Source organism: Streptomyces globisporus C-1027 (assembly GCF_000261345.2).
Taxonomy (GTDB): domain Bacteria; phylum Actinomycetota; class Actinomycetes; order Streptomycetales; family Streptomycetaceae; genus Streptomyces; species Streptomyces pakalii.
Genome location: NZ_CP013738.1, coordinates 7,238,773 through 7,262,709, shown reverse-complemented (window position 1 = coordinate 7,262,709; position 23,937 = coordinate 7,238,773). Strand labels below are relative to the sequence as shown.

Genomic DNA, 23,937 nt, shown 5'->3' with positions numbered 1-23,937 from the left:
ACCGCCGGTACGGCGCGCGTCGCTCGTCCTGGCCTGCTCAGGCCGTGAAGCGGTACTGCCCCGAGCCGATCGCGAAGACCGCGCAGCCGTCGTCCATCCGCAGGAAGCGGGCGCCGGGGTGGGTGACGTCCTCGGCGCGGGCTGCCGGGATCCAGACCTCGGCGGTGGTGTTCACGGGCAGGCCCACGGTCAGGTGGAAACGGCCCTTCTCCGTCTTCCAGTCGGTGGTGACGGGGCCGTGGAGCGAGGCGAAGCGGCCCCGGGCGCGGGTGATGCCGCCGCCGGGGCGGGGCCGCACGGTGACCTTGCGGAAGCCGGGGGCGGCGGGGGCGATGCCCGCGATGTGGGCGTACATCCACTCCCCGACCGAGCCGTACGCGTAGTGGTTGAAGGAGTTCATCCCCGCGTCCTGGAAACTTCCGTCCGGCTTGATGGAGTCCCAGCGCTCCCACATGGTCGTGGCCCCGCGGTCGATCTGGTAGCCCCAGCTCGGGAAAGTCCGCTGGAGCAGCAGGCGGTACGCCACGTCCGTGTGCCCGGTCTCGGTGAGGACGGGGAGGAGGCGCGGGGTGCCGAGGAAGCCCGTGGACAGGTGCCAGTCCTTGGCCTCGATGAGGGCGACCAGCCGGTCGGCGGCCGTGGTCCGCTCCTGTCCGGTCAGCAGGTCCATGGAGAGCGCGAGGACGTAGGCGGTCTGGGTGTCGCCCTTCACCCGGCCGCCGTCGGTGACATAGGCGGTACGGAAGGCGTCGCGGATCTCCGCGAACAGTGCGGTGTACGGGGCCGGGTCCTTGCCCAGGACCCGGGCGGTACGGGCCACGAGGTCGGCGCTGTGGGCGTAGTAGGCGGTGGCGATGACGTCCTTGGGGGTGTCGTCGGCGATGTTGAGCCAGTCGCCGTAGCCGGAGGCGGGCCGCAGCCGTCCGGTGCTGTTCTCCTCCAGGTAGTCGAGCCACTTCAGCATCGAGGGCCAGGCCCGCTCCAGCACCTGGGTGTCGCCGTACGCCTGGTGAAGGGCCCAGGGGACGGTGACGCCCGCGTCGCCCCAGCCGGCCGAGCCCGCGCCGAGGCCGTCGACGTGGGGTGCGACATCGGTGAAGGCCCCGTCGGCGGTCTGGTCGTCCTGGAGGTCGCTCAGCCACTTGGAGAGGAAGCGGGCCGACTCCATCGCGTACGCGGCGGTGGGCGCGAAGACGTTGATGTCGCCGGTCCAGCCGAGGCGCTCGTCGCGGGCGGGGGTGTCGGTGGGGATGGAGAGGAAGTTGCCGCGCAGACCCCAGGTGATGTTGCTGTGGAGCTGGTTGAGCATCGGGACGTTCGTCTCGAACTCCATGGTGAGCGGCGCGTCGGTGTGGATCACCCGCCCGACGATCGCGTCGAGCGGCGGCTTGCCCGGGTAGCCGGTCACCTCGACGTAGCGGAAGCCGTGGAAGGTGAAGCGCGGCTCGTAGGTTTCCCGCCCGCCGCCTTTGAGGGTGTAGAGGTCGGTCGCGGCGGCGGTACGGAGGTTGGTCGTGTAGACGGTGCCGTCCGGGTTCAGCACCTCGGCGTGGCGCAGCCGTACGGTGGTGCCGGCCCGGCCGGTGACGCGCAGTCGGGCGGTGCCGACCATGTTCTGGCCGAGGTCGAAGACGAAGACGCCCGGGCGGGGTTCGGTGATCTTCCGGGCCTTGAGCTCCTGGATGACACGGCAGGGCCCGTCCGGCTCGGCGACCAGTTCGCCGGTGACCTCCTCCTCGGCGGGCACGGCCCTGCCCCAGGCCGAGTCGTCGAAGCCGGTGCGGAGCCAGCCTTCGGTTTCCAGGCGGGCGTCGTAGTTCTCGCCGGTGAGGAGGTCCGCCAGGGTGATGGGTCCTGTGGCGGCCCGCCAGTCGGTCCCGGACAGCACCCGCTCGGTGGTGCCGTCCCGATAGGTCACCTCCAACTGGCCGAGGAAAGCGGGGTGTTCGCCGTACTGATACGGGCCGAACATCCCCACGTTGCCCGCGTACCACCCCGTCGCCAGCTCTACGCCGAGGGTGTTGGACCCGGAGGCGAGCAGCTCGGTGACGTCATGCGTCTGGTACTGGATGCGCTTGGCGTAGTCCGTCCAGCCGGGTGCGAGGCGGTCCGTCCCGACCCTCTTGCCGTTGAGATGGGCCTCGTACAGGCCGAGGGCCGTGGAGTAGAGCCGGGCCCGTGCGACGGGCTTGCGGCGCAGCCGGAACTCGTGACGCAGCTGGGCGACGGGGGCGTAGGCGGCGGCGACCTCGCCCCAGGGGCCCGAGCCCCACGGGGCGAGGACCTTGGCAGCGGGCCAGGCGCCGTCGTCGTAGTCCAACGCACGCCAGTCACCTGCGGGTTCGGTGTCGGTGGCCTTCCAGCCGTCGCCGGTGGTGACGGTACGTACGCCGTCGGCGGTGGTCAGCTCCAGGACGCCGAGCAGTCCGGCGGGGCCGGTGACCTCGTTGGTCGCGGCGACGGCGAGGACGTGACGGCCGGGGGCCAGCCGTTCGGTGACGTCGGTGACGGAGGGGCGGCTCCAGGCCCGGGCGACCTCGTCCGGTTCGGCCCGCGCCACTTCCGTACCGTCGAGGTGGGCGACGTATCCGTCGTCGGCGGTGAGCACGAGGCGGGCCCGGGTCACCCCGTCCGGTACGTCGAACGCGCCCCGGAACCAGCGGGTCGCGGCGGGGGCGCTGGTCGCCGGGTCGCCCTCCGGGAACCAGATCCAGGACGCCTTGTCCAGGGCGGGTGCGCCGACGAGGGCGGCCGGGGCACCGATCCAGCGGGCGGACCAGTCCGAGGCCTCGGTGAGTCCGGTCTCCCACCAGGCGGGCTCGGACCACCCCGAGACCCGGCCTTCGTCGTCCCAGACCCGCACGGTCCAGCAGTAACGGGTACGGGAGCGCACCTCCGGACCCCCGTAGAGGACTTGGGTGGAGTCGGCGGACTCGACCTTGCCGCTGTCCCACACGTCGGGCCGTTCCAGGGCTCGTTCGCTGAGCGCGACGCGGATCTGGTACGCGCTCTGCGTGCGGCCCGGTGCGGTGGCGGTGAGCGGCCAGCCGAGGCGCGGCCGGGCGGCGCCGAGGCCGAGCGGGTTCTTCACGTACTCGGCGGTCGAGCCGCCCACCCGGAGGCCCTTGGCCCCTGGCGCACCGCGTTCCGCGGCCTGTGCGGGTGGGATGGCTCCGGCGATGAGGGTGGTTCCCAGGGCGGTGGCGGTCGTGCTGAGCAGTCGTCGTCGGCTGATCACACTCGGCTCCGATTCGGCGAGGGGAAGGGGGATGGGGCAGGGAATGCGGTCGGTCGGTCAGGCAGGCAGGGGGCGGGGGTCTTCGGTTCGGCGCGCCGCCGCCTCCCAGGCCGTCGGGTCGCCCGACGGTCCGTAGCGGGTCAAGGGCTGGGTGCGGGCGATGAGTTCGCGTGTGGAGGCCAGGTCGCCGGGCAGGCCGTGGGCCCGCGCCTGGACGAGGACGTTGCCGAGCGCGGCCGCTTCGGCGGGGCCCGCGACCACGGGCACCCCGCAGGCGTCGGCGGTGAGTTGGCAGAGCAGGGCGTTGCGCGACCCGCCGCCGACGAGGTGCACGACGTCGGCCTCGCGATCGGCCAGGTGCTGCGCCTCGTGGATCGCCCGCCGATGGGCGAGGGCCAGCGAGTCGAGGACGCAGCGGGTGATCTCCCCCGGGCTGTGGGGCACCGGCCCCCCGTTCGCCCGGCAGGCGGCCGCGATGCGTCCGGGCATGTTTCCGGGGGCCAGGAACTCGGGTGCGGCGGCATCCACCACGTACCGCAGAGCGGGCATGCGGGCGGCTTCGGCCAGCAGGGGGGTGACGTCGGTCAGCTCCCAGGTGCGCATGCACTCCTGGAGCAGCCACAGGCCCATGATGTTGCGCAGGAAGCGTACGGTGCCGTCGACGCCCAGCTCGTTGGTGAAGTTCGCGGCGCGGCTCGCCCCGGTGGTGACGGGCGCGTCGAGTTCGAGGCCGGCCAGCGACCAGGTTCCTGTGCAGAGGTAGGCGAACCGCTCCCGCCGCCCGGCGGGGACGGCGGCGACGGCGGAGGCGGTGTCGTGCGAGCCGACGGCCGTCACCGGTACGGGGCCGGGCAGCCCGGCCTGCTCCTGGACCGCCGGGAGCAGCGTGCCCGCCGGGTCGCCCGGGCGGCGCAGCGGGGCGAAGAGGGCCAGGTCGATGCCGAGGCGGTCGGCCAGGGGGCGGTTCCAGTCGCCGGTGCGCGGGTCGATGAGCTGGGTGGTGGAGGCGTTGGTCAGCTCGGTGCCCCGCTCCCCCGTGAGCCAGTACGCGATCAGATCCGGGATCAACAACAGGCTTCGGGCAGATGCGAGTTGCGGTGTTCCCTGTGCTGCCACGAGTTGGTAGAGCGTGTTGAAGGGGGCGTACTGGATTCCGGTCGCCCGGTAGAGGTCATCGGGTGGGACCGTGGCCCACACCTGCTCCGGGACGCCTTCGGTACGCCGGTCTCGGTAGTGGACGGGGTTGCCGAGCAGGGATCCGTCGGCGGCGAGGAGTCCGTAGTCCACCGCCCAGCTGTCGATGCCCAGGGAGTCGACCGGGCCCGCCGCGCGCAGCCCGTCGAGCACTCCCCCGTACAGGCCGAGGATGTCCCAGCGCAGGCCCTCCGGAAGGTGCACGGGCCGGTTGGGGAAGCGGTGGACCTCGGTGAGGCGCAGGGTGTCCGGGCCGACCCGGCCGGTCATGACCCGCCCGCTGGACGCGCCGAGGTCGACGGCCGCGAAGGTCTTCGTACCGGCGGCGCTCATCGCAGGAAGGCCCCGGCGACCCCGGCGTCGACCGGGATGTGCAGGCCGGTGGTGTGGGTCAACTCGCCCCCGGTGAGCGCGAAGACGGCGTTGGCGACATGCTCGGGCAGCACCTCCCGCTTGAGGAGGGTGCGTTGGGCGTAGAACTCGCCGAGCTTCTCCTCCTCGATCCCGTACGTGGCGGCGCGCTGCGCTCCCCACCCACCGGCGAAGATGCCGGAGCCGCGCACCACACCGTCCGGGTTGACTCCGTTGACGCGAATGCCGTCGCCGCCCAACTCTGCTGCCAGCAGACGTACTTGGTGGGCCTGGTCGGCCTTGGCGGCGGAGTACGCCACATTGTTGGGACCGGCGAAGACCGCGTTCTTCGAGGCTATGTAGACAAGGTCGCCACCGAGGCCCTGGGCCCGCATGACGCGCGCGGCCTCGCGGGCGACGAGGAAAGAGCCCCTGGCCATGATGGCGTGCTGGAGATCCCAGTCCCGGACCGTGGTCTCGGTCAGCGGCTTGGAGATGGAGATGCCCGCGTTGTTGACCACCAGGTCGACGCCGCCGAAGGCGAGTGCCGCCGCCGCGAAGGCGCCGGCCACCTGCTCCTCGCCGGTGACGTCGACCGTGACGGCCACCGCCCGGTCGGGGCCGCCCAGTTCCTCGGCGACGGCGGCCCCGCTCACCGCGTCCAGGTCGGCGACGACCACACAGGCGCCCTCCGCGACGAGGCGGCGTGCGATGGCTTTGCCGATGCCGCTGCCCGCGCCGGTCACCAGGGCGACCCGGGTGGCCAGCGGCTTGGGCGGTGGCATCCGCCGGAGCTTGGCCTCCTCCAGGGCCCAGTACTCGATGCGGAACTTCTCCGACTCCTCGATCGGGGCGTAGGAGGAGACGGCTTCCGCGCCGCGCATCACGTTGATCGCGTTGAGGTAGAACTCCCCCGCCACGCGCGCGGTCTGCTTGTCCTTGCCGAAGCTGAACATCCCCACCCCGGGGATCAGCACGACCGCCGGGTCCGCGCCCCGCATCGGAGGCGAGCCGGGCTCCGCGTGCCGGGTGTAGTAGGCGGCGTACTCCTCCCGGTAGGCGGTGTGCAGTTCACCCAAGCGGTCGACGACTTCGGCGAGTTCGACGGTCGGAGGCAGGTCGAGGACCAGGGGCCTGACCTTCGTGCGCAGGAAGTGGTCCGGGCAGGAGGTGCCCAGGGCCGCCAGCCTCGGGTGTTCGGCGCGGGCGAGGAAGTCCAGCACGGCGTCGGAGTCGTCGAAGTGGCCGACCTGGGCGTGGTCCCGGGAGGCGAGGGCGCGTATGTACGGGGCGAGAGCTGCGGCCCGCACACGGCGATCGGCCTCGGGCAGCGCCGCGTACCCCTCGATCACCGGCCCGAACGGCTCGGGCCTGCCGTGCTCGGTCAGGAAGGTCTCGGCGGTGCGGATGATGTGGAGCGCGTTGGCCTCGCACTCCTCGGACGTCGCGCCCCAGGCGGTGATGCCGTGGCCGCCGAGGACGCAGCCGATGGCTTCGGGGTTGCCGGCCTTCACCGCGGCGATGTCCAGGCCGAGTTGGAATCCGGGGCGCCGCCAGGGGACCCAGGCGACGGTGTCGCCGAAGCAGTCGGCGGTCAGTTTCTCGCCGTCGGCCGCGCAGGCGAGGGCGATCCCGGAGTCGGGGTGCAGATGGTCGACGTGCGGGGCGTCGACGAGCCCGTGCATGGCGGTGTCGATGGAGGGGGCCGCGCCGCCCTTGCCGTGCAGGCAGTAGTCGAAGGCGGCGACCATCTCGTCCTCGCGCTCCTCGCCCGCGTAGACGCCGTGCAGCGCGCGGAGGCGGTCGAGGCGGAGGACCGCGAGTCCTTCGGCGGTGAGGGTACCGAGGTCGCCGCCGGAGCCCTTGACCCACATCAGCTCGACGTCGTCGCCGGTGACCGGGTCGGGCGACACGCCCTTGGCGGAGGCGTTGCCGCCCGCGTAGTTGGTGTTGCGGGGGTCGGAGCCGAGCCGGTGGGAGCGGGCCAGGAGCGCTGCGGCTTCGGGGTGGAGTGCCATGGGGGTTCCTCGGTGTCCTTCGCGAAGGGAGGGGCGGAGAGGGGGGTCGGGTGCGGCGGGTCGGCGCGCGGTGGGGGGCGCGGGAGGGCCTACGCCCCCCACCCCGCCTGCTGTCCGCCGACCCGCTCCTCTGCGGTCTTCACCGCCCAGCCGGAGCGCCGGTAGGCGGCCATCGGATCGCCGTCGAGGCCCTGTCCCTCGCGGACCTCGGCGAGCAGGGGGCGTACGTCGGTGTTGTAGGCGTCCATCAGGACGGCGTTGGCCTCCAGGACGTCGCCCGTGCGCTGGGCGTCGGCCAGGGCCGCGCGGTCCACGAGGAGCGCCTTCGCGGTGGCCTCCTGGACGTTCATCACCGAGCGGATGATCGCAGGGATCTTCTCCTCGATGTTGTGGCACTGGTCGAGCATGAAGGCCACGTCCGCGGTGAGCCCGCCGCCGCGGACGACCTCGTACATGATGCGGAAGAGCTGGAAGGGGTCGGCCGCCCCGACCATCAGGTCGTCGTCGGCGTAGAAACGGGAGTTGAAGTCGAATCCGCCGAGCCGGCCCTCGCGCAGCAGGGTCGCGACGATGAACTCGATGTTGGTGCCCGGCGCGTGATGCCCGGTGTCCACGACGACCTGCGCCTTCGGGCCCAGCCTGAGGCAGTGGGCGTAGGCCGTCCCCCAGTCCGGGACGTCGGTCGTGTAGAAAGCGGGCTCGAACAGCTTGTACTCCACGAGCATGCGCTGGTCGTCGCCGAGCCGTTCGTACACGGCGGCGAGCGCCTCGGCGAGCCGGTCCTGCCGCTCGTGGATGTCGTCCTGGCCGGGGTAGTTCGTGCCGTCCGCGAACCACAGCTTGAGGTCCCGGGACCCTGTCGCGTCCATGATGTCGACGCAGGCCATCAGGTGATCCAGGGCCTTGCGCCGTACGGCGGCCTCCGGGTGGCAGACGCTGCCGAGCCGGTAGGCGTCGTCCTGGAAGGTGTTGGCGTTGATCGCTCCGACGGCCAGGCCCCGGTCGCGGGCGTGCTCGGCGAGGGCCGCGTAGTCGTCGACCGTGTCCCAGGGAATATGGAGGGCGACGGTGGGTGCGGCTCCGGTGAACTCGTGCACCTTCGCCGCGTCGTCGAGTTTCTCCTCGGGGGTGCGGGGCACGCCCGGCCGGGCGAAGACCTTGAAGCGGGTCCCCGAATTCCCGTACGCCCAGGAGGGCGTCTCGATGGCCTGGGACGTGAGGGCGGCCTTCACCGTGGCGTGCTCGGTCACTTCGTCGCTCCTGTGACGTCGGTGTGAACGCGCATGAATCTGAAACGATTCATGCGGGGTTGAAGGTAGGAGCGCCCCTGAGAGCTGTCAACCCTTCCGGCAGACCTGACGGCGCAGAACCTTATGAACGCAAGGGGCAGTTGAGAATTTCCGTTCAGCCCCATTGACGCGCCCCGAGGGACCTGCCTAACGTCCCGGCAACTCATTTGAAACCTTTCACAATGCCGTGAGGACGCCCTCCGCATCGTCGAGGAGCCACCGATGACCCACCGGTCCGCCAAGGATCCGGCCCCCGTGCTGGCCCTGAGGGGCATCTCGAAGTCGTTCGGCGCCGTGCGCGCGCTGCGGGACGTGTCCCTCGACCTGTTCCCCGGCGAGGTCCACGCTCTCGCCGGGGAGAACGGCGCGGGCAAGTCGACCCTGATCAAGACGCTCGCCGGAGTGCACCGGCCTGACACCGGCCAGGTCCTGCTGGACGGCGAGCCGGTCACCTTCCACGGTCCCGCCGACGCCCGGGACGCCGGTATCGCCGTCATCTACCAGGAGCCCACGCTCTTCCCCGACCTGTCGATCGCCGAGAACATCTTCATGGGCCGTCAGCCCCGCCGGGCGCTCGGCCGCATCGACCACCGGGCCACCCGGACCGCCACGGCCGCGCTGATGCACCGGCTCGGCGTCGAGCTCGGCCCCGACCGCCCGGCGCGCGGCCTGTCGATCGCGGACCAGCAGATCGTGGAGATCGCCAAGGCCCTCTCCTTCGACGCCCGGGTCCTGATCATGGACGAGCCGACCGCCGCCCTGACCGGCAGCGAGGTGGCGCGCCTGTTCGGCGTGGTCCGGGCGCTGCGCGAGCAGGGGGCCGCCGTGCTGTTCATCTCGCACCGGCTGGAGGAGATCTTCCGTATCTGCGAACGCGTCACGACCCTGCGGGACGGGGCGCTGATCGCGAGTGAACCGCTGGCCGGCATGACCGAGGAGGACCTGGTCCGCCGGATGGTCGGCCGGGACCTGGACGAGCTGTATCCGAAGCAGCACGTGGAGGCGGGCGAGGTCGCCCTCAGCGTCCGGCGGCTCACCCGCGAGGGCGTGTTCACCGACGTCTCCTTCGAGGTGCGGTGCGGCGAGATCGTCGGCATGGCGGGGCTGGTCGGTGCCGGGCGTACAGAGGTGGCGCGGGCCGTCTTCGGCGTCGACCGGTGGGACGCGGGCGAGGTCGAGGTGGCCGGGCGGGCGCTCGTCAACGGCGCCCCGTCCACCGCCATGGCCGCCGGGCTCGCCCTGGTCCCGGAGGACCGGCGGGCCCAGGGCCTGGTGACGGGCATGTCCATCGAGCGGAACATCGGGCTGACCGGGCTGCGCGCCACCCGGCGGGCGGGGCTGATGGACCGGGGTGCGGAGCGCAGCCGCTCGCTCGACTGGGCGGTCCGGCTCCAGGTGAAGTACGCCCGCATCGCGGATGCCGTCTCCACCCTGTCCGGCGGCAACCAGCAGAAGGTGGTGCTGGCCAAGTGGCTGGCGACCGGGCCCGCCGTGCTGATCGTCGACGAGCCGACACGCGGGATCGACGTCGGAACGAAGGCGGAGGTGCACCGGCTGCTGAGCGCGCTGGCGGCGGACGGGGTGGCGGTGCTGATGATCTCGTCCGATCTGCCGGAGATCCTCGGCATGGCCGACCGGGTGCTGGTGATGCACGAGGGCCGCCTCACCGCCGAGATCCCCCGTTCCGACGCCACCGAGGAGACCGTGATGGCCGCAGCCACCGGGAGGGCCGCCGCATGACGGTGACGACGACGGAACCGGCGCCCGTCGCGCCGATCCCCGCCTCCAGCAGCACCCGGCTGGTGGACCGCGTCTTCAAGATGCGTGAACTCGCCATCTTCGTACTTCTGTTGGCGATGCTCGCGCTCACCCAGCTGGGCAACAGCACGTTCCTCTCCGAGCAGGGCATCAAGGACCTGCTGCTCAACGCCACGATCCTCGTGCTGGTCGCCACCGGCCAGGCGCTGGTGGTCATCACCCGCAACGTCGACCTGTCGGTCGGCTCGACCCTCGGCATCAGCGCCTTCGCCGCCGGGACGTATCTCCAGGGCGGCGGGCACCCGGTGGTGGCCGTGGTCCTGGCCGTGCTGCTCGGCGTCGGCTTCGGCCTGCTGAACGGGCTCCTCGTGAGCCTCGGCCAGGTGCCCGCCCTGGTCGTGACGCTCGGGACGCTCTACATCATCCGGGGCGTCGACTCGATCTGGGTCGGCTCCCGGCAGATCACGGCGGCCGATCTCCCCGACGGTTTCGTGGACTTCGGCTCCGGCGGGATCTCGGCGGTCCCGTGGCTCGCGCTGATCGCCCTGGCGGTGCTGGCGTCGACGGCGTACTACCTGAGGCACTTCGGAAGCGGGCGCGAGCTGTACGCCCTGGGCTCCAACCCCGAGGCGGCGCGGCTGGCCGGGATTCCCGTACGCCGGCGGATCCTGCTCGCCTACACCTTCTGCGGGGCGCTGGCCGGACTCGCGGGCGCGCTGTATCTGGCGCGCTTCGGGAACGTCGACTCCGGTACGGGCAGCGGCTACGAACTCACCGTCGTCAGCGCGGTCGTGGTCGGCGGAGTGGTCTTCACCGGGGGCTCCGGCACGGTGTACGGGGCGGCGCTCGGCGCACTGCTGCTGACCTCGGTGAACAGCGTGCTGCCCGCGCTCGGCGTCAGCTCCGTGTGGGTGCTCGCGATCAACGGAATCCTGCTCATCCTCGCCATCGCGGTCGACCGGATCGTGGCCCTGCGCGTGGCGTCCGCCCTGAAGAAGAGGAACGCCCGCCATGGCTGACTCCGCACTCGCGCGCGCCGTCCGCTGGGACACGGTCGTCGGCGCCCTCCTGATCGTGGTGCTGCTGCTGTCCTTCGGCTTCGTCGACGGTTTCGGCAACGCCCTCAACCTGTCGTTCCTGATCGGCAACACCCTGCCCATCGCGCTCATCGCCCTGCCGATGACCCTCCTGGTCGTCTCCGGGGAGATCGACCTGTCGGTGGCGTCGACGGCCGGCCTCTCGGGGGCGGTGATGGGGGCGCTGTGGAACCAGGGCCTGCCCATCGAGGCGATCATCCCGCTCTGCCTGCTGCTCGGTGTGGTGTGCGGGCTGGTCAACGGGCTGCTGGTGACCCGGCTCGGACTGCCCTCGCTCGCCGTCACCATCGGGACGCTCGCCGCCTACCGGGGCATCGCGCAGATCGTGCTGGGGTCGGACGCCGTCACCGATTTCCCGTCCCCCTACCTGGACTTCGCCGCCGGGCGGATCGGCGACACGTTCGTTCCCTACGCCCTGCTGCCCTTCCTGGCGCTCCTCGCCGTCGCCGTACTCGCCCTGCACGCAACGCCGTTCGGGCGTTCCCTGTTCGCGACGGGTGCCAACGAGGAGGCGGCCAGGTTCGCGGGCGTACGGGTGAAGCGGCAGAAGCTGATCCTGTTCACGGTGACCGGGCTGATGGCCTCACTCACCGGCGTGTTCTGGGCGCTGCACTACGCCAGCGCCCGATTCGACAACGCCACCGGTCTCGAACTGTCCGTGGTGGCGGCCGTTCTGCTGGGCGGCATCGACTTCGACGGCGGCAAGGGCACGCTCGGTGGCGCGATCGCGGGCGTGTTCCTGCTCGGCGCGCTGCAGAACGTGATGAGCCTCGGGGACGTCTCCGCGCAGTCCCAGATCGTCGTCACCGGCGTGCTGCTCGTGCTCTCCGTGCTCGGCCCGCGCGTCGCCCGCCAGATCTCCGTCGCGAGGGCGGGGCGGCGGACCGTCTCGGCCCCGACTCCCTGACGACCCCGTGCCCGTAACCCGCCCTTCTTCCGCAAAGGACCCTGCCATGCGTACGTCATCGATCCGCCGTACCTGTGCGGCCCTCGCCGCCGTCACCTCCCTCGCGCTCGCCGTCACCGCCTGCGGGGGCACCACCAAGAGCGATGTGAAGAAGGAGAGCGGGGCAGCCGCCTCGGCCGGCACGGCGGACCCGAACGCTCCCACCAAGAAGGGGCTGACCGTGGGCTTCCTGCCCAAGCAGGTCAACAACCCCTACTTCACCACCGCCGACAAGGGCGGGCAGAAGGCCGTCGAGGCGCTGGGTTCCACCTTCAAGGAGGTCGGCCCGACCAGCGCCACCGACACCTCCGGCCAGGTCTCCTACGTCAACACCCTGACCCAGCAGCAGGTCGACGCCATCGCCGTGTCCGCCCAGGACCCGGGCGCCCTGTGCACCGCGCTCAAGCAGGCCATGAAGAACGGCGTCAAGGTCGTCACGTACGACTCCGACACCAAGCCCGACTGCCGCAACGTCTTCGTGTCCCAGGCGGGGGCCGAGGACCTGGGCCGCACGCAGGTCCAGCTGCTCGCCGAACAGATCGGCTACAAGGGCGAGATCGCGATCCTGTCCGCCGCCCAGACGGCGACGAACCAGAACCTGTGGATCGACTACATGAAGGACGAGCTGAAGGACCCGAAGTACAAGGACGTGAAGCTGGTGAAGGTGGCGTACGGCAACGACGACGCCCAGCAGTCCTTCCAGCAGACCCAGGGGCTGCTCCAGGAGTATCCGAAGCTCGCCGGGATCGTGTCGCCGACCACCGTCGGCATCAAGGCGGCGGCGCAGTACCTGTCCGGTTCGAAGTACCGGGGCAAGGTGAAGCTGTCCGGCCTCGGCACCCCCAACGATCTGCGGTCGTACGTGAAGAACGGCACGGTCGAGGCGTTCGAGCTGTGGGACCCGGCGAAGCTCGGCGAACTGGCCGGCCACGCCTCGGTCGCCCTGGCGTCCGGGCAGATCACCGGCGAGGAGGGCCAGACGTTCGAGGCGGGCGAACTGGGCACCTACACGATCGGCAAGGACGGGGTGGTCGACCTGGGCAAGCCGACGGTGTTCGACAAGGACAACATCGACGACTTCGACTTCTGATGGTCGCGGATAGGCTGAGGGTCCGTCCCGCGTCCCTCGCGCCTCTGGAGGTCTCCGTCTGATGGCCCAGTCGGTGGGTATCAAGGACGTGGCCCGGGTCGCCGGAGTATCGGTGGGCACGGTCTCCAACGTCATCAACCGCCCGGACACGGTCGGTCCCGACACCCGTGCCCGCGTCCTGTCGGCGATCGACCGGCTCGGCTACGTCCGCAGCGAGTCGGCGCGGCAGTTGCGGGCGGGGCGCAGCCGGATCATGGGGCTGCTGGTCCTCGACATGGGCAACCCGTTCTTCGTGGACGTGGCGCGCGGTGCGGAGCGGGCCGCGCGGGAGGCGGGGCTCGGCGTCATGGTCTGCAACAGTGCGCAGAGCCCCGGCGAGGAGGCGGAGTATCTGTCGCTCTTCGCGGAACAGCGGGTCCGGGGGGTGCTGCTCACCCCCGCCGACGCGACCGGGCGCAACATCGCGGCGTTCCGGCGGCACGACATCCCGTTCGTCCTCGTCGACCGGGTCGCGGAGGGAACCACCGAGTGCTCGGTGTCGGTCGACGACGTGGCGGGCGGGACGCTGGCGGTGCGGCATCTGCTGGACGCCGGGCACCGCTCCATCGCGTACGTGAGCGGGCCGCCCGGTTTCAACCAGGTCCGGGACCGCCGTACGGGGGCGCTCGCCGCGCTCGCCGAGGCGGGGCTCGGCCCGGAGGCCCTGCGGGAACTGCCCACGGAACGGCTGGACGTGGCGGCGGGGCGGGACGCGGGGGCCCGGCTCCTGGGGCTCTCCGACCGGCCGACCGCGGTGTTCTGCGCCAACGACCTGCTCGCGCTGGGGGTGTTGCAGTCGCTGTTCGCCGCCGGGGTCTCCGTACCCGATGACCTGGCCCTGGTGGGGTACGACGACATCGAGTTCGCGGCGGCGGCCGCGGTGCCGCTCACGTCGGTGAGGCAGCCGGCGGCGACGATGGGGGCGCTGGCGGCCGGTCTGCTGCTGGAGGAGACCGGGGCGGGGGCCTCGGCGGGGGCGCACGAGCACCGGCGGGTCGTGCTGCAGCCGGAGCTGGTGGTGCGGCGGTCGAGCCTCGCCGCTCGCTGAGTCGAAGGCGCTGGGAACGTAGCGGGGTGGCCGCCGGTGGGCCTACGCGCCCGGTGGTCAGAGGTGGGCGAGGAGCCCGTCCAGCGGCCGGGGCAGGCGGGTGAGGTCCAGGACCTCGGTCAGCGCTCGGGCGTAGTGCTCCTTAGGTCCGCCGATGGTTCCCATGAAGCGCCGCAGCTGCGCCTCGACCGGCCGCTCCCGCTGGGCGGGCTGCTTCTGGAAGAGCCGGAACGTCCGCAGGTCGCCCTGGTCGTCGATGACCTGCTGGACGCCGTCGGTGCCGAGCGCCCGGATCAGCTCGTCCTCCAGGTCGGCGTGGCAGGTGAAGAAGCCCACGGTCTCCAGGTCGTCGGGGGCGAGACCGGCGCCGAAGCCGGTGCGCTCCAGCCCTTGGAGGAAGAAGCGCTGCTCCGCCGCGTCGCAGAGACCGGCGGGCCGGACATCGAGGCCGTCGGGACCCAGGAGGCGCAGGAAACGGGTGATGCTGGTAGCACCCCCGAGCGGCACGACCACGACGCCCTCGGCGGTCAGGGTGCGGCCCTGGCGTTCGGCGAGCGCCTCGACCGCCGCACGGTCGCTGACGCCCTCGACGAGCACCACCGTGCGCAGGCCCAGTCCGGCGGCCAGTTCACGGGCGGCCCCGGCCTCGGCGGGCGTCGGCGTGTCGCTGTCGTCCGCGGCCCAGGAGATGACCGTCTGCCTCAAGCGCGTCGCTGTGTCCACCGGGCCAGTCTCGCACCGTGATCGGCGGGTACGACAAGGGTTTTCGTGTACGTCGACGAGGACCTGTTTCCCACGGGCAGCGTTACGTCACCGGGGCTCGGGAGGCCTGCGGGCCAGGTACAGGCCGACGCCCAGGGCGAGGACCAGGACACAGCCGGAGAAGGTCAGTCCGGCGTTCCGCAGTCCGATGCCGAGGGTCAGGGCGCCCACGCCGACGACGGGCAGCGAGATGCCCAGGTAGGCGATGACGAAGAACGCGGACACGGTCGCGGCCCGGTGTTCGGGCGGGGCCGCCGCGCTGATCGCCGCCACCGCACCCCGGAACGCCAGCCCCTGGCCCAGGCCGCCGCACAGGGCCCCGGCGACCAGCAGGGGCAGCGAGGTGAACACCAGCGAGGCGCCGACCAGGACGAGTCCGGCGACGAGGACGAAACAGCCGCCCGGCAGGGCCCGGCGCTCGCCGACCCGCCCCATGAGCGCCTGTCCGGCCGTCGAGGCGAGGAAGACGGAGAAGACGACGAGCCCCGTGAGGGCCAGGTTGTGCACGTCGAGTGTCTCGGCGACGAACGCGGGGGCGACCGCTGTGAACAGGCCGAGCAGGGAGAACCCGGCGAAGGCGGCCACCGCCGAGGTGGTGAAGACGCCGCGCATCGCGGGCGGGACGGCCAGGCCCTGGGGCCGCAGCCGCAGCCCCCTCACCCGGGCGGAGGCGACCGTCTCGGGGAGGAACCAGGTCAGCACGGCGGCCACGGCGATCAGAGCCAGGTGCGCGACGAAGGGCAGCCGCAGGGGCCAGGGGGCGTACTCGGCGAGCAGCCCCGACAGGAGCGGCCCGCATCCCAGGCCGCCCATGTTCGCGGCGGTCGCGGCGAGCCCGGCGCGTGCGGCGCGCCCCGCCGGGGCCAGCTCCATCACCGTGACCGTCGCGGCGCCGCTGAGCAGTCCGGCGGCGAACCCGGAGAGGAGCCGGCCGGCGAACAGGGCGGGGAGCCCGCCCTCGAAGAGGAAGCAGAGCGCGCTGGCCGCCGAGAAGCCGAGGGCGGCGAGGAGAACCGGCCGCCGCCCCGCCTCGTCGGACACGTTCCCGGCGAGCAGCAGGGTGGCGATCACTCCGAGGGCGTAGACGGCGAAGACCACCGTCACCATCAGCTCGGAGAAGCCGAGCTGCTCCCGGTAGAGACCGTAGAGCGGGGTGGGCAGCGTGGTGCCCGCCATGCCGACGGCGAAGACGGCCGCGGCGGCCGGGTAGCCGAGGCGCTTCCCGCTCCGATGCGGACGGGTCATGAACCGGCGGGCGGGGCCGCGGGGGTGATGTGGCTCAGCACGCACCGCCAGTGCCCGTCGCGCCGTACGAACACGTCCGTGGTCCATTCGTCGGCGTCGAAGCGCTGACCGCCGTAGTGGGCGGTGCTGATGATCCGGGCGGTGACGACGGCGGTGTCCCCGTGGACCCGGACCCTCGGTGGGACGACCGCTTCCATGGCCGAATGGGTCAGGTCACCGGACCGTACGTAGCCGAGGAACTCCTCCCGGTCCGCGATGCCGGACCCGGAGACGATGACCCACTCGTCGGCCATGAAGGAGCCGATCCGGTCGGCTTCGTTGGCGACGATCGCGGCGGCCCAGTCGTCGACGATCGCGGTGAGCCGGGCATGGCCGACGTCGGCTGTTCCCCGGTCCGGGGGCGGTCCGGGGGTCTGTTCCTCTCCGCTCTCTGCCATGGTGCGAGCCTAGCCCCGGGCCGCGTGCGTCGCGCGTCATGGCTGAGGGCGGGGCCGCGCGGGCCCCGCCCTCGGCGTCTCAGCGGTGGCGCGGGGTCAGCGCGCTCCGCCCTGGCGGCGTTCGAATCCGGCGAACGCGGCTTCCTGGCGCCACTCGGTCGCCGCCTTCGCGTTGTCCGCGAGGTGGCGGGCGCAGGCCGGGGCGGGCGGGGCGACGCCCGGCCGCGAACCGGTGCAGGCGCGGACCGGGCGGTAGCCGGTGCGCGCGGAGCCGGAGGCCCAGAGGCTGTGGCCGTCGAGGAAGGCGTGCTCCAGCGAGGCGCGCGCGAGGTCCTTCAGCTCGGTGTAGCTCAGGCCGTAGGTGGCGCGGGCGTACTGGTACTCGTGGCTGATGTCGATGCGCGAGACGCCGGGGTCGTCGGTGGCGAGGACCACCGGGACGCCGTAGCGGCGGTAGGCGTTGAACGGGTGGTCGTCGCCCGCCACACCCAGGATCTGCTTGTTGCTGCTGAACGGCACCTCGACGGCGACACCGCGCCGGGCCATCGTCCGGGCCAGCTGCTGCCAGTCGTCCTCGCGGACCAGGTCGACGCCGTGGCCGATGCGTTCGGCTCCGGCGACCTGGACGGCCTCGCGGATGTGGAACGTCAGGTCCTCGGGCTTGACCAGGCCGGGGGTCAGCTCACCGGCGTGCAGGGTGAGGCGGGCGTCCGGGTACTGGGTGCGCAGGTACTGGAGCATCCGCATCTGGAGGCGGTAGTTGCGCAGGGCGCTCTCGCCGTCCTCCGGCTGGACGAGGTTGACGGCGACGAACCGCGGGTCGCGCTCGGCGAGGCGCATACCGACGGCCATCTGCGTGAACACGCGCTCGTTCGAACTGCCGCGGGAGACCTGGGAGATCCACCGGACGGGCAGGCGGCAGCCGGGGGCGGGGCGGCCGGTGTCGCAGTGCGCCGTCTCCCGGAACTGGGCGTCGGCGGCGTCCGCCTCCCGTACGACCCCGTCGAGCTTTCCGCCGGCGACCAGCTTCCGGTGGAAGGCGGCGAGGTCGGCGTCGTAGCCCACGGATTCGGCGAGCTTCTTCGCGGCGTCCGATGCGGGGGTGACCAGGGTCTCCAGATAGAACTGGTTCTGCTCCACGACGGTGTCGGCGACGTTGGCGAGCATCTTGCCGCGGTCGCGGGTCGCCTCGCCGAACTTGCCGAAGGTGTCGAAGAAGTGGTCGTGGCCCGGCTGGTCGGCGGGAAAGTCCTGCATGGACCAGGCGCGGACGATCCGCTGCCGGAACTCCGCGTCCGTGCGGGCGTCGGCGGCCGGCCGGGTGCCCGGTCCGCAGGGCGGGCGCACGGCGGTGTCGGTGGCGTCGATGCACAGGCCGTTCTCGCCCGCGAGCTGGATCAGGTGCTCGGTGGTGACCGCGCCCGAGAGGTGGTTGTGGAGGTCGCCGCCCTCCGGCTTCGTCGGGGACACCTACCCCTCGCCGCGCCCCAACCGCCTCTACCGCGAACTGGCCGAGGGCAGGCCGTTCGAGATGGAGATGTGGTCGCTGCTGAGCTACGCGTCGTCGCCGACCGCCGGGGCAACGTCGTGGCGTGTCCGCCGCTGGGCGAGGGCGCCTGGGCCGCGTACGCGGCGACCGACGGCGTCCCGAGGCGGCGGTCCGCGACCTCACCGGCTGGGACTTCCCCGACGGCGCCCGATGCCGATGGTCGCGACGAGATCGCCGGAGCGGATCTTCCCGGCGCGACGAGAAGCCCGTCACCAGCGAAGAACTCTCGCTCCTGCGCACCATGGACCCGGAAGGCTTCTACCGATGACCACGACCGCCGAGACCGGCTGGCCGAGCGCCCCGGCCATCAGCCGCTGGGTACCGAGGACGCGGTGCGAAGGGCCTGGTCACCACGGTCAGCAGTGCCTGTGTCGGCGGCCATCACGCGATCGGCATCGCCCTGCGCGAACTGCGGTCGGGCAGCGCCGACGTGGTACTCGCCGGGGGCGGTCGGGGGCAGCGGCCTGAGGTGGGCCGTCGCCGGGTCGGGGCTGGCCGGCTGCCCGGCCACCCTGGCCGCCATCGCCGTCGGGGCGCGCGGACGAAGCGGCTGATCAGGTCGTCGGGACCGCTCGCCAGGTAGGGAGTGCCGACGAGGGGACGCTCGGGCGCTGTGGGAGCGCCGAGGACCCCGCGGGCAACGCGGTCGACGAGGCGGTCATCGGGCGGCTCGACGTCCGCAGCCGCCATGTCGCGGACGAGGAGGAGACCCCCGCGTACATGGGTGTGCGGGCGGCCCGCGCGGCGCTGGAGCAGGCGGGCGTCACGCCCGGCGAGATCGACCTCGTGGTCTTCAGCAACTGGACCGACCGCCAGTTCGTCCCGGAGTGGGCCCCGTACACCGCCCATCTGCTGGGCGCGGAGCGGGCGTTGGCCTTCGACGTGTGCGGCGCCTGTACGGGCTTCGTGCACGGGGTCCAGACGGCTGCGGCGTACTTCGGCACGCACGCGGACTGGCGGCACGCGCTCGTCGTCTCCAGCGAGCGCTCTCGCGCCGGGTCCGGCCCGGCAGCAAGGGTGAGCTGATCGTGGGCGACGCGGCCGGGGCGGCCGTGCTCTCACGCGGCGCGGAGCCGGACGCGGGGCTGTGGGACTCGCTGCTGATCAGCGACGGTTCCGGCCGGGAGACGGTGACGGTGTACCCGCCCAACGGGTGGATCAGAAGCAGCCGGGAGCTGGTCTCCGTCGCGGCCGGCTCCCACGCCGATCTGGCCACCCGGATGCTGGCGCGTTCGGGCACCAAGATGGAGGAGATCGACTGGGTGGTGCCGCACCCGGGGACGGGCCAACTGCACACCGCCGTACGGGAACGCCTCTCCATCCCGGAGGAGCGCTTCATCACCAACTACGAGACACGGGCGAACACCGGCAGCGCCTCGGTGCCCATCGTTCTCTCCGAAATGGCGCTCGACGGCCGGCTGAAGCCGGGCGACCTCTGCTACACGCCCACGGTGGGCTCCGGCTGGTACTACGGAGGGCTGCTCTTCCGTGCCTGATCAGTCGTCACCTTCTCTGCACACGGGCGGTGTCCGGGGTACGGCCCTGGTCACCGGCGGCAGCCGGGGCCTCGGTTCGGCCATCGCCCGCCATCTCGCCTCCGTGGGCTGGCACACCGTGATCTGCGGACGCGACCCGCACAGCCTGGACGCCGCCGTCAAGGCGGCGGCGGACGACGGGATCGCCCTGCACGCCGTACGGGCGGACGTCACCGACGAGGGGTCGGTGGCCGGACTCTTCGAGCGGCTGGCCGAGGACGTCCCGCCGCTCGGCCTCTGCGTCAACAACGCGGGCAACAACTTCTCCCGCCGCCTGGTGAGCGTCAGGGAGCGGCCCGACGGGCCGCCGGTGCTCTCCCCGCACCCGCTGGAGGACTTCGAACGGGTGGTGACCTCGTTGCTCATCGGTACCTTCCTGGTCGGCCGGAACGCCGCGCAGGCGATGCTGGCCGCCGGCACTCCCGGCGCGATCGTCAACATCTCCTCCACCGTCCGCAGGGGCGCGTACGGGCAGTCCGCCTACTGCGCGGCCAAGTCCGGGGTGGAGGCGCTGACCCGCACCTGGGCGATCGAACTGGGCGAGTACGGCATCCGGGTCAGTGCGGTGGCCCCCGGAGTCGTCGACGGCGAGGCGCTGCGCCGCCGTTCGGAGGCGAGCGAGCGGCACGCCGCGTACATGGCCGACCTCCGGCGCCATGTGCCGCTGCGTCGCTGGTGCGACGAGAAGGACGTGGCGGAGGCGGTCGCCTTCGCCGCCGACAACCCCTCCGTCACCGGCACCGTGCTGGAGATCGACGCCGGCGGACTGCCCGCCCGCGTCCTGCCCCCGGTCGGCCGGACCACCGGGACACGTACGACGGCCGCGACGGCGGACCTCCCCGAGAAAGCGGAGAACACAGCATGACGAGCGGCTTCGCACCCACCCTGCTCGAAGGCAGGACAACCTTCCTGACCGGCGCGAGCAGCGGCATCGGCGCCGTCCTGGCGACGATGCTCGCCGCGCACGGCTCCCGCGTGGCGCTCATGGCCCGCAGCGAGAAGGAGCTGCGGCTGCTCGCCGAGCGCATCGAGGCGGACGGCGGGCGCGCGGTTGCGGTCCCCGGCGACCTGACCGACGCCGAGAGCGTGCGCGCCGCCGTCCGTGAGGCCGAGGAGCGGCTCGGCCCGATCGACCGGCTGGTGCACTGCGCGGGCGAGGCCCGCAACCAGGCGTTCCTGTGCGACCAGGACGAGGACCAGTGGATGGCCACCATCGACATCAACCTGCTGGGGGCCTTCCGGGTCGCGCGGGCGATCGTGCCGGGAATGATGGAGCGCCGCGAGGGCAACATCGTGATGGTCTCCTCCATCGCCGGGAAGCGCGGCCTGCCCGCCAACACCTCTTACTGCGCATCGAAGTTCGGCCTGAACGGCATGACACAGGCGCTCGCCTCCGAGCTGGGCGCCTTCGGCGTGCGGGTCAACGCGGTGTGCCCCGGGCTCACCGACAGCCCGGCCGCCACCGACGGTGAACGCTACGGTGACCCGTTCATGGCGGCCATCGCCAAGCACCACGGCCCGCCGGACCTGACCTGGGAGCGGTACCTCAAGCGGGCGGTGAACAGCACCATCCTGCGCCGTCTGGTGCGCCCCGAGGAGATCGCGGCCCAGGTGCTGTTCCTGCTCTCGGACCTCTCCGGCGGGATGACCGGCCAGGCCGTCAACGTGGACGCGGGGGCTCTGTGAGCGAGGAGTACGGCCAGGAGCGGGACGCGGCACCGGCGCCCGGGCGGCTGCTCGCCCCGGCGGCCCGCCCCTGGGCCCCCGGGCCCCGGGACGCGCTGGTCACCGGCATGGGTTTCTGCCTGCCCGGCGCGGGCGACGAGCCGGTGCGCACGGCCGGGCAGGTCTGGGCGACCGCCGCCGTCGGCACCAGCCACGTCGAACGCGACGGCTTCCACCACGGCACCGTACGCGGGGCGCGGGAAGCGTTCGGGGAGCTGCTGCCCGACATCCCGTCCCGCTATCTGCGCAGCTACGCCGACGTCCACCTCTACGGTCTGGTCTCGCTGGTCGAAGCCTGCCGGGACGCCGGACTCGACCACGCGGCGGGGGCGTTGCGCGGTGCGGACGTCCTGACCGCGCGTGCCGGGGTGGACAGCAACTACGACAGCTACCGCGCCTGGCACGACGCCGATCCGGCGACGATCAGCCCGAGGGACGCCAAGTCCCTCTTCGTACGGCTCCTGGTGGCGGGCACGTCGAGCGATGTCGGCCCGGTCCAGGCCGCGTTGCTCGGTTCCACCGGCGCCAACTACACGGTGAGCTGCGGCTGCGCCTCCTCCTCGGTGCTCCTCGGCATCGCGCGCACGATGATCGCCTCCGGCCAGAGCGACCTCGTCGTCGTCACTGGAGTGGACCGCTTCGACACCGAACGGGTGCTGCACGGACACCGGTTGCGGGAGGTCGTCGAGCGGGAGGCCGTCGTCGTGCGGCACAACGACGACCCGCCTGCCGCGCCCCGCCACGACCGGCCGATGCGCCCGTACGACACGGCGGGCGACTGCATGAACTACGGCGACGGCTCGGTGACCCTGATCCTGGAGAGCCGCGCCCACGCCGCCGCACGCGGCGCCCGCTCCCACGGGGCGGTCCTCGGCCAGGCCACCACCCGCTCCGGGCTGAACAGCGCGGTCGCCATCGACACCGGCGGGACGGGTCTGGCGGAGGCGGCCCGCCGCGCCCTGGGCGACCACACCTCTCTGGAACGCATCCCGTACGTCAACGGGGGCGGCGAGGGCGACGCCCTGTTCACCCGCATCGAGTCCAACGCCGTGCGCTCGCTGTGGGGTGAGAAGTCCGTCCAGGTGATGGTGAGTTCGCAGGAGGCGTGCTTCGGCCACAGCGGTGCGCCGCTCGGCAACCTGGGCACGGCGCTGACGCTGATGATGATGCGCGAGGGCGAGGTCTGCCCCACCGCCAACTGCACGGTCCCGTCGCCGGTCTGCTCGTTCGCCCCGGTGCCGGGGACGAAGACCCGCGCCCTGGAGTTCGACCGGGCGCTGAGCTTCAACTACCAGGTGGGCGGGGCCAACAGCGCGCTGCTGCTGGGAGGTGGTGATGCCCGCTGAGATACCGCTGCTGCGTCTCTCCGGCGCCGGGTTCGTTCTCCCGGGGCCGGACGGCCACGCATGCTTGGACGCGGACACCTTCTGGCGCGTGGTGCGCGACGGGGTGAGCTGCCTCTCCCCGTACTCCCACCCCGAGCTCCCCCTCCGGATCGCCGGAACGGTGGAGGGCTGGGACCCGGAGCGGGAACTCCCGCTGTCGGAGCGGCAGATCCGCCGCTCCTCCCGCGCCGGGCTGATGGCGACGGGCGCGGTGCACGGCGCCCTGGAACAGGCCGGGCTCACCGCCGACGATCTCGATCCCGAGCGCACGGCGCTGGTCGCCTGCTCGCTCCAGTTCGCCTTCCCGGAGACCGAGCGCTACTACCGGGTGGCCCATGCCGAGGGCTTCGCCGCCCTGGGCATGGAGTACTGGCTCAACGGGACCCCGCCCAGCGTGGTCGGCACCGTGGCCTCCGGGCTCGGGCTGCCGTGCCAGACGCTGAGCGTGGCGGGCTCCTGCAACGTGGCGCTGCGGACACTCCACCTGGTCCAGCAGATGTTCCGGTGCGGGGACATCGACCGGGCGGTCGTCGTCGGCGTGGACACCACCGTGGACCCGGTGTTCGTCGCCGGCACCAGCCACACCGGGCGCAGCGGCTACCGCGCCTCCTCGCTCTCCGACGACCCCTCCGACGTGCGGCCGCACGACGAGATCCAGACCGGCAACGCCACCGGGGAGGGCGCGCTCGCCGTCGTCCTGGAGAACCCGGCGACCACCGGGGACCGGCCTGGGCTGTTGCACCGGGCCCATCTGCGCACCTCCCGCTCCAACGGTCCCTCCACCGTCGCGACCGGGCCGCCCGCCAATGTGGTGGGGGATGTGCTGGCGACGCTGGCGTCGGCCGGGCGCGGTCCGGGCGATCTCGCGTTCGTCAACGACTACGCGGACGGCAACCGGTTCGTCGAGGACCACTTGTGCGAGGCGCTGGCCGGGGTGCGGGAGGCGGCCGGGTACGGCGGCGAGCTGCTGCTGACCAACCAGGAGGCGGTCTTCGGGCATGTCGCCGGGACGGGCGGCCTGGTCAAGCTCCTCGGCAGTCTCCTGATGCTGCGCCACGGCCATATCGCCCCGAGCGCCAACACCCTGAAGCCGTACGCGGGTCTGCCGGGCGAACCGGTGCTCGCGGGCGGCCTGGCGACCGGGGGCGACAGCGCGCTGGTGCTCGCCTCCGGGGCGGGCGGCGACGCCACCAGCATGCTCATCGAATACGAAGGCGGCGACTTGCCATGA

The 23,937-nt window shown here is 72.3% G+C and carries 20 protein-coding genes; 12 read left to right on the top strand and 8 right to left on the bottom strand.

Annotated features, from left to right (window positions below; translation table 11 throughout):
* Window positions 1-37: 37 nt before the first annotated feature.
* The 4 genes from WQO_RS32060 to rhaI form a co-directional block, all read right to left on the bottom strand.
* Window positions 38-3,238 carry an alpha-L-rhamnosidase gene (locus tag WQO_RS32060; RefSeq protein ID WP_058954173.1) on the bottom strand — a complete coding sequence of 1,067 codons (3,201 nt, stop codon included), beginning with the start codon at window positions 3,236-3,238 and terminating at the stop codon, window positions 38-40.
* 57 nt (window positions 3,239-3,295) lie between these two features.
* Window positions 3,296-4,765 carry a rhamnulokinase gene (locus WQO_RS32055; RefSeq protein WP_010059046.1) on the bottom strand — a complete coding sequence of 490 codons (1,470 nt, stop codon included), beginning with the start codon at window positions 4,763-4,765 and terminating at the stop codon, window positions 3,296-3,298.
* Window positions 4,762-6,801: a bifunctional rhamnulose-1-phosphate aldolase/short-chain dehydrogenase gene (locus tag WQO_RS32050; RefSeq protein WP_010059045.1), complete on the bottom strand. Its 2,040-nt coding sequence runs from the start codon at window positions 6,799-6,801 to the stop codon at window positions 4,762-4,764. The genes WQO_RS32055 and WQO_RS32050 overlap by 4 nt, the downstream gene beginning before the upstream one ends.
* A gap of 89 nt (window positions 6,802-6,890) precedes the next feature.
* On the bottom strand, window positions 6,891-8,051 hold the full coding sequence (rhaI, locus tag WQO_RS32045) for an L-rhamnose isomerase (RefSeq protein ID WP_010059044.1): 1,161 nt from the start codon (window positions 8,049-8,051) through the stop codon (window positions 6,891-6,893).
* Between the two features lie 261 nt (window positions 8,052-8,312).
* Between rhaI and WQO_RS32040 the strand changes: the two genes are divergently transcribed.
* From WQO_RS32040 to WQO_RS32020, 5 genes are all read left to right on the top strand, one after another.
* Window positions 8,313-9,830 carry a sugar ABC transporter ATP-binding protein gene (locus WQO_RS32040; RefSeq protein WP_010059043.1) on the top strand — a complete coding sequence of 506 codons (1,518 nt, stop codon included), beginning with the start codon at window positions 8,313-8,315 and terminating at the stop codon, window positions 9,828-9,830.
* On the top strand, window positions 9,827-10,867 hold the full coding sequence (locus WQO_RS32035; protein ID WP_010059041.1) for an ABC transporter permease: 1,041 nt from the start codon (window positions 9,827-9,829) through the stop codon (window positions 10,865-10,867). Before WQO_RS32040 ends, WQO_RS32035 begins: the two co-directional genes overlap by 4 nt.
* A complete protein-coding gene (locus WQO_RS32030) occupies window positions 10,860-11,852 on the top strand; it encodes an ABC transporter permease (RefSeq protein WP_010059039.1) in 993 nt (330 codons plus the stop codon). Before WQO_RS32035 ends, WQO_RS32030 begins: the two co-directional genes overlap by 8 nt.
* Before the next feature lie 46 nt (window positions 11,853-11,898).
* Entirely contained in the window at window positions 11,899-12,981 is a 1,083-nt protein-coding gene (rhaS, locus tag WQO_RS32025) for a rhamnose ABC transporter substrate-binding protein (protein ID WP_010059037.1), read from the top strand.
* A 61-nt stretch (window positions 12,982-13,042) separates the two neighbouring features.
* Window positions 13,043-14,068, top strand: coding sequence for a LacI family DNA-binding transcriptional regulator (locus WQO_RS32020; RefSeq protein ID WP_010059035.1), 1,026 nt, complete (start codon window positions 13,043-13,045; stop codon window positions 14,066-14,068).
* A 57-nt stretch (window positions 14,069-14,125) separates the two neighbouring features.
* Here WQO_RS32020 and WQO_RS32015 read toward each other — a convergent pair whose 3' ends face one another.
* The 4 genes from WQO_RS32015 to WQO_RS32000 form a co-directional block, all read right to left on the bottom strand.
* Window positions 14,126-14,791, bottom strand: coding sequence for an ATP-dependent endonuclease (locus WQO_RS32015; RefSeq protein ID WP_029182142.1), 666 nt, complete (start codon window positions 14,789-14,791; stop codon window positions 14,126-14,128).
* Between the two features lie 87 nt (window positions 14,792-14,878).
* Window positions 14,879-16,075, bottom strand: a complete 1,197-nt coding sequence (locus WQO_RS32010) for an MFS transporter (protein WP_010059033.1) — start codon at window positions 16,073-16,075, stop codon at window positions 14,879-14,881.
* The gene (locus tag WQO_RS32005; RefSeq protein WP_010059032.1) at window positions 16,072-16,512 is read right to left on the bottom strand and encodes a nuclear transport factor 2 family protein; all 441 of its coding nucleotides are present in this window, start codon (window positions 16,510-16,512) and stop codon (window positions 16,072-16,074) included. The genes WQO_RS32010 and WQO_RS32005 overlap by 4 nt, the downstream gene beginning before the upstream one ends.
* A gap of 96 nt (window positions 16,513-16,608) precedes the next feature.
* A complete protein-coding gene (locus WQO_RS32000; RefSeq protein WP_010059031.1) occupies window positions 16,609-17,982 on the bottom strand; it encodes an adenosine deaminase family protein in 1,374 nt (457 codons plus the stop codon).
* 422 nt (window positions 17,983-18,404) lie between these two features.
* Between WQO_RS32000 and WQO_RS37190 the strand changes: the two genes are divergently transcribed.
* From WQO_RS37190 to WQO_RS31970, 7 genes are all read left to right on the top strand, one after another.
* Complete coding sequence (locus WQO_RS37190) at window positions 18,405-18,644, top strand: beta-ketoacyl synthase N-terminal-like domain-containing protein (RefSeq protein WP_335339695.1); 240 nt, start codon at window positions 18,405-18,407, stop codon at window positions 18,642-18,644.
* Between the two features lie 137 nt (window positions 18,645-18,781).
* Window positions 18,782-19,087, top strand: coding sequence for a beta-ketoacyl-[acyl-carrier-protein] synthase family protein (locus WQO_RS37035; protein ID WP_237274189.1), 306 nt, complete (start codon window positions 18,782-18,784; stop codon window positions 19,085-19,087).
* A 2-nt stretch (window positions 19,088-19,089) separates the two neighbouring features.
* Window positions 19,090-19,557, top strand: coding sequence for a 3-oxoacyl-[acyl-carrier-protein] synthase III C-terminal domain-containing protein (locus WQO_RS37030; protein WP_237274188.1), 468 nt, complete (start codon window positions 19,090-19,092; stop codon window positions 19,555-19,557).
* Window positions 19,550-20,461 carry an SDR family NAD(P)-dependent oxidoreductase gene (locus tag WQO_RS31985; protein WP_010059028.1) on the top strand — a complete coding sequence of 304 codons (912 nt, stop codon included), beginning with the start codon at window positions 19,550-19,552 and terminating at the stop codon, window positions 20,459-20,461. Before WQO_RS37030 ends, WQO_RS31985 begins: the two co-directional genes overlap by 8 nt.
* Window positions 20,458-21,282 carry an SDR family NAD(P)-dependent oxidoreductase gene (locus WQO_RS31980; RefSeq protein WP_010059027.1) on the top strand — a complete coding sequence of 275 codons (825 nt, stop codon included), beginning with the start codon at window positions 20,458-20,460 and terminating at the stop codon, window positions 21,280-21,282. Before WQO_RS31985 ends, WQO_RS31980 begins: the two co-directional genes overlap by 4 nt.
* Window positions 21,279-22,667 (top strand): beta-ketoacyl synthase N-terminal-like domain-containing protein, encoded by a 1,389-nt coding sequence (locus WQO_RS31975; RefSeq protein ID WP_058954172.1) that lies wholly within the window; start codon window positions 21,279-21,281, stop codon window positions 22,665-22,667. The genes WQO_RS31980 and WQO_RS31975 overlap by 4 nt, the downstream gene beginning before the upstream one ends.
* The gene (locus tag WQO_RS31970) at window positions 22,657-23,937 is read left to right on the top strand and encodes a beta-ketoacyl synthase (RefSeq protein WP_010059025.1); all 1,281 of its coding nucleotides are present in this window, start codon (window positions 22,657-22,659) and stop codon (window positions 23,935-23,937) included. Before WQO_RS31975 ends, WQO_RS31970 begins: the two co-directional genes overlap by 11 nt.

Excerpts from the sequence above, each read along its gene's own strand:
- WQO_RS32055 (WP_010059046.1), bottom strand. The coding sequence starts at position 4,765 with ATGAGCGCCGCCGGTACGAAGACCTTCGCGGCCGTCGACCTCGGCGCG.
- WQO_RS32050 (WP_010059045.1), bottom strand. The coding sequence starts at position 6,801 with ATGGCACTCCACCCCGAAGCCGCAGCGCTCCTGGCCCGCTCCCACCGG.
- WQO_RS32040 (WP_010059043.1), top strand. The coding sequence starts at position 8,313 with ATGACCCACCGGTCCGCCAAGGATCCGGCCCCCGTGCTGGCCCTGAGG.
- WQO_RS32035 (WP_010059041.1), top strand. The coding sequence starts at position 9,827 with ATGACGGTGACGACGACGGAACCGGCGCCCGTCGCGCCGATCCCCGCC.
- WQO_RS32030 (WP_010059039.1), top strand. The coding sequence starts at position 10,860 with ATGGCTGACTCCGCACTCGCGCGCGCCGTCCGCTGGGACACGGTCGTC.
- rhaS (WP_010059037.1), top strand. The coding sequence starts at position 11,899 with ATGCGTACGTCATCGATCCGCCGTACCTGTGCGGCCCTCGCCGCCGTC.
- WQO_RS32020 (WP_010059035.1), top strand. The coding sequence starts at position 13,043 with ATGGCCCAGTCGGTGGGTATCAAGGACGTGGCCCGGGTCGCCGGAGTA.
- WQO_RS32010 (WP_010059033.1), bottom strand. The coding sequence starts at position 16,075 with ATGACCCGTCCGCATCGGAGCGGGAAGCGCCTCGGCTACCCGGCCGCC.
- WQO_RS32005 (WP_010059032.1), bottom strand. The coding sequence starts at position 16,512 with ATGGCAGAGAGCGGAGAGGAACAGACCCCCGGACCGCCCCCGGACCGG.
- WQO_RS37035 (WP_237274189.1), top strand. The coding sequence starts at position 18,782 with ATGGGTGTGCGGGCGGCCCGCGCGGCGCTGGAGCAGGCGGGCGTCACG.
- WQO_RS31980 (WP_010059027.1), top strand. The coding sequence starts at position 20,458 with ATGACGAGCGGCTTCGCACCCACCCTGCTCGAAGGCAGGACAACCTTC.
- WQO_RS31970 (WP_010059025.1), top strand. The coding sequence starts at position 22,657 with ATGCCCGCTGAGATACCGCTGCTGCGTCTCTCCGGCGCCGGGTTCGTT.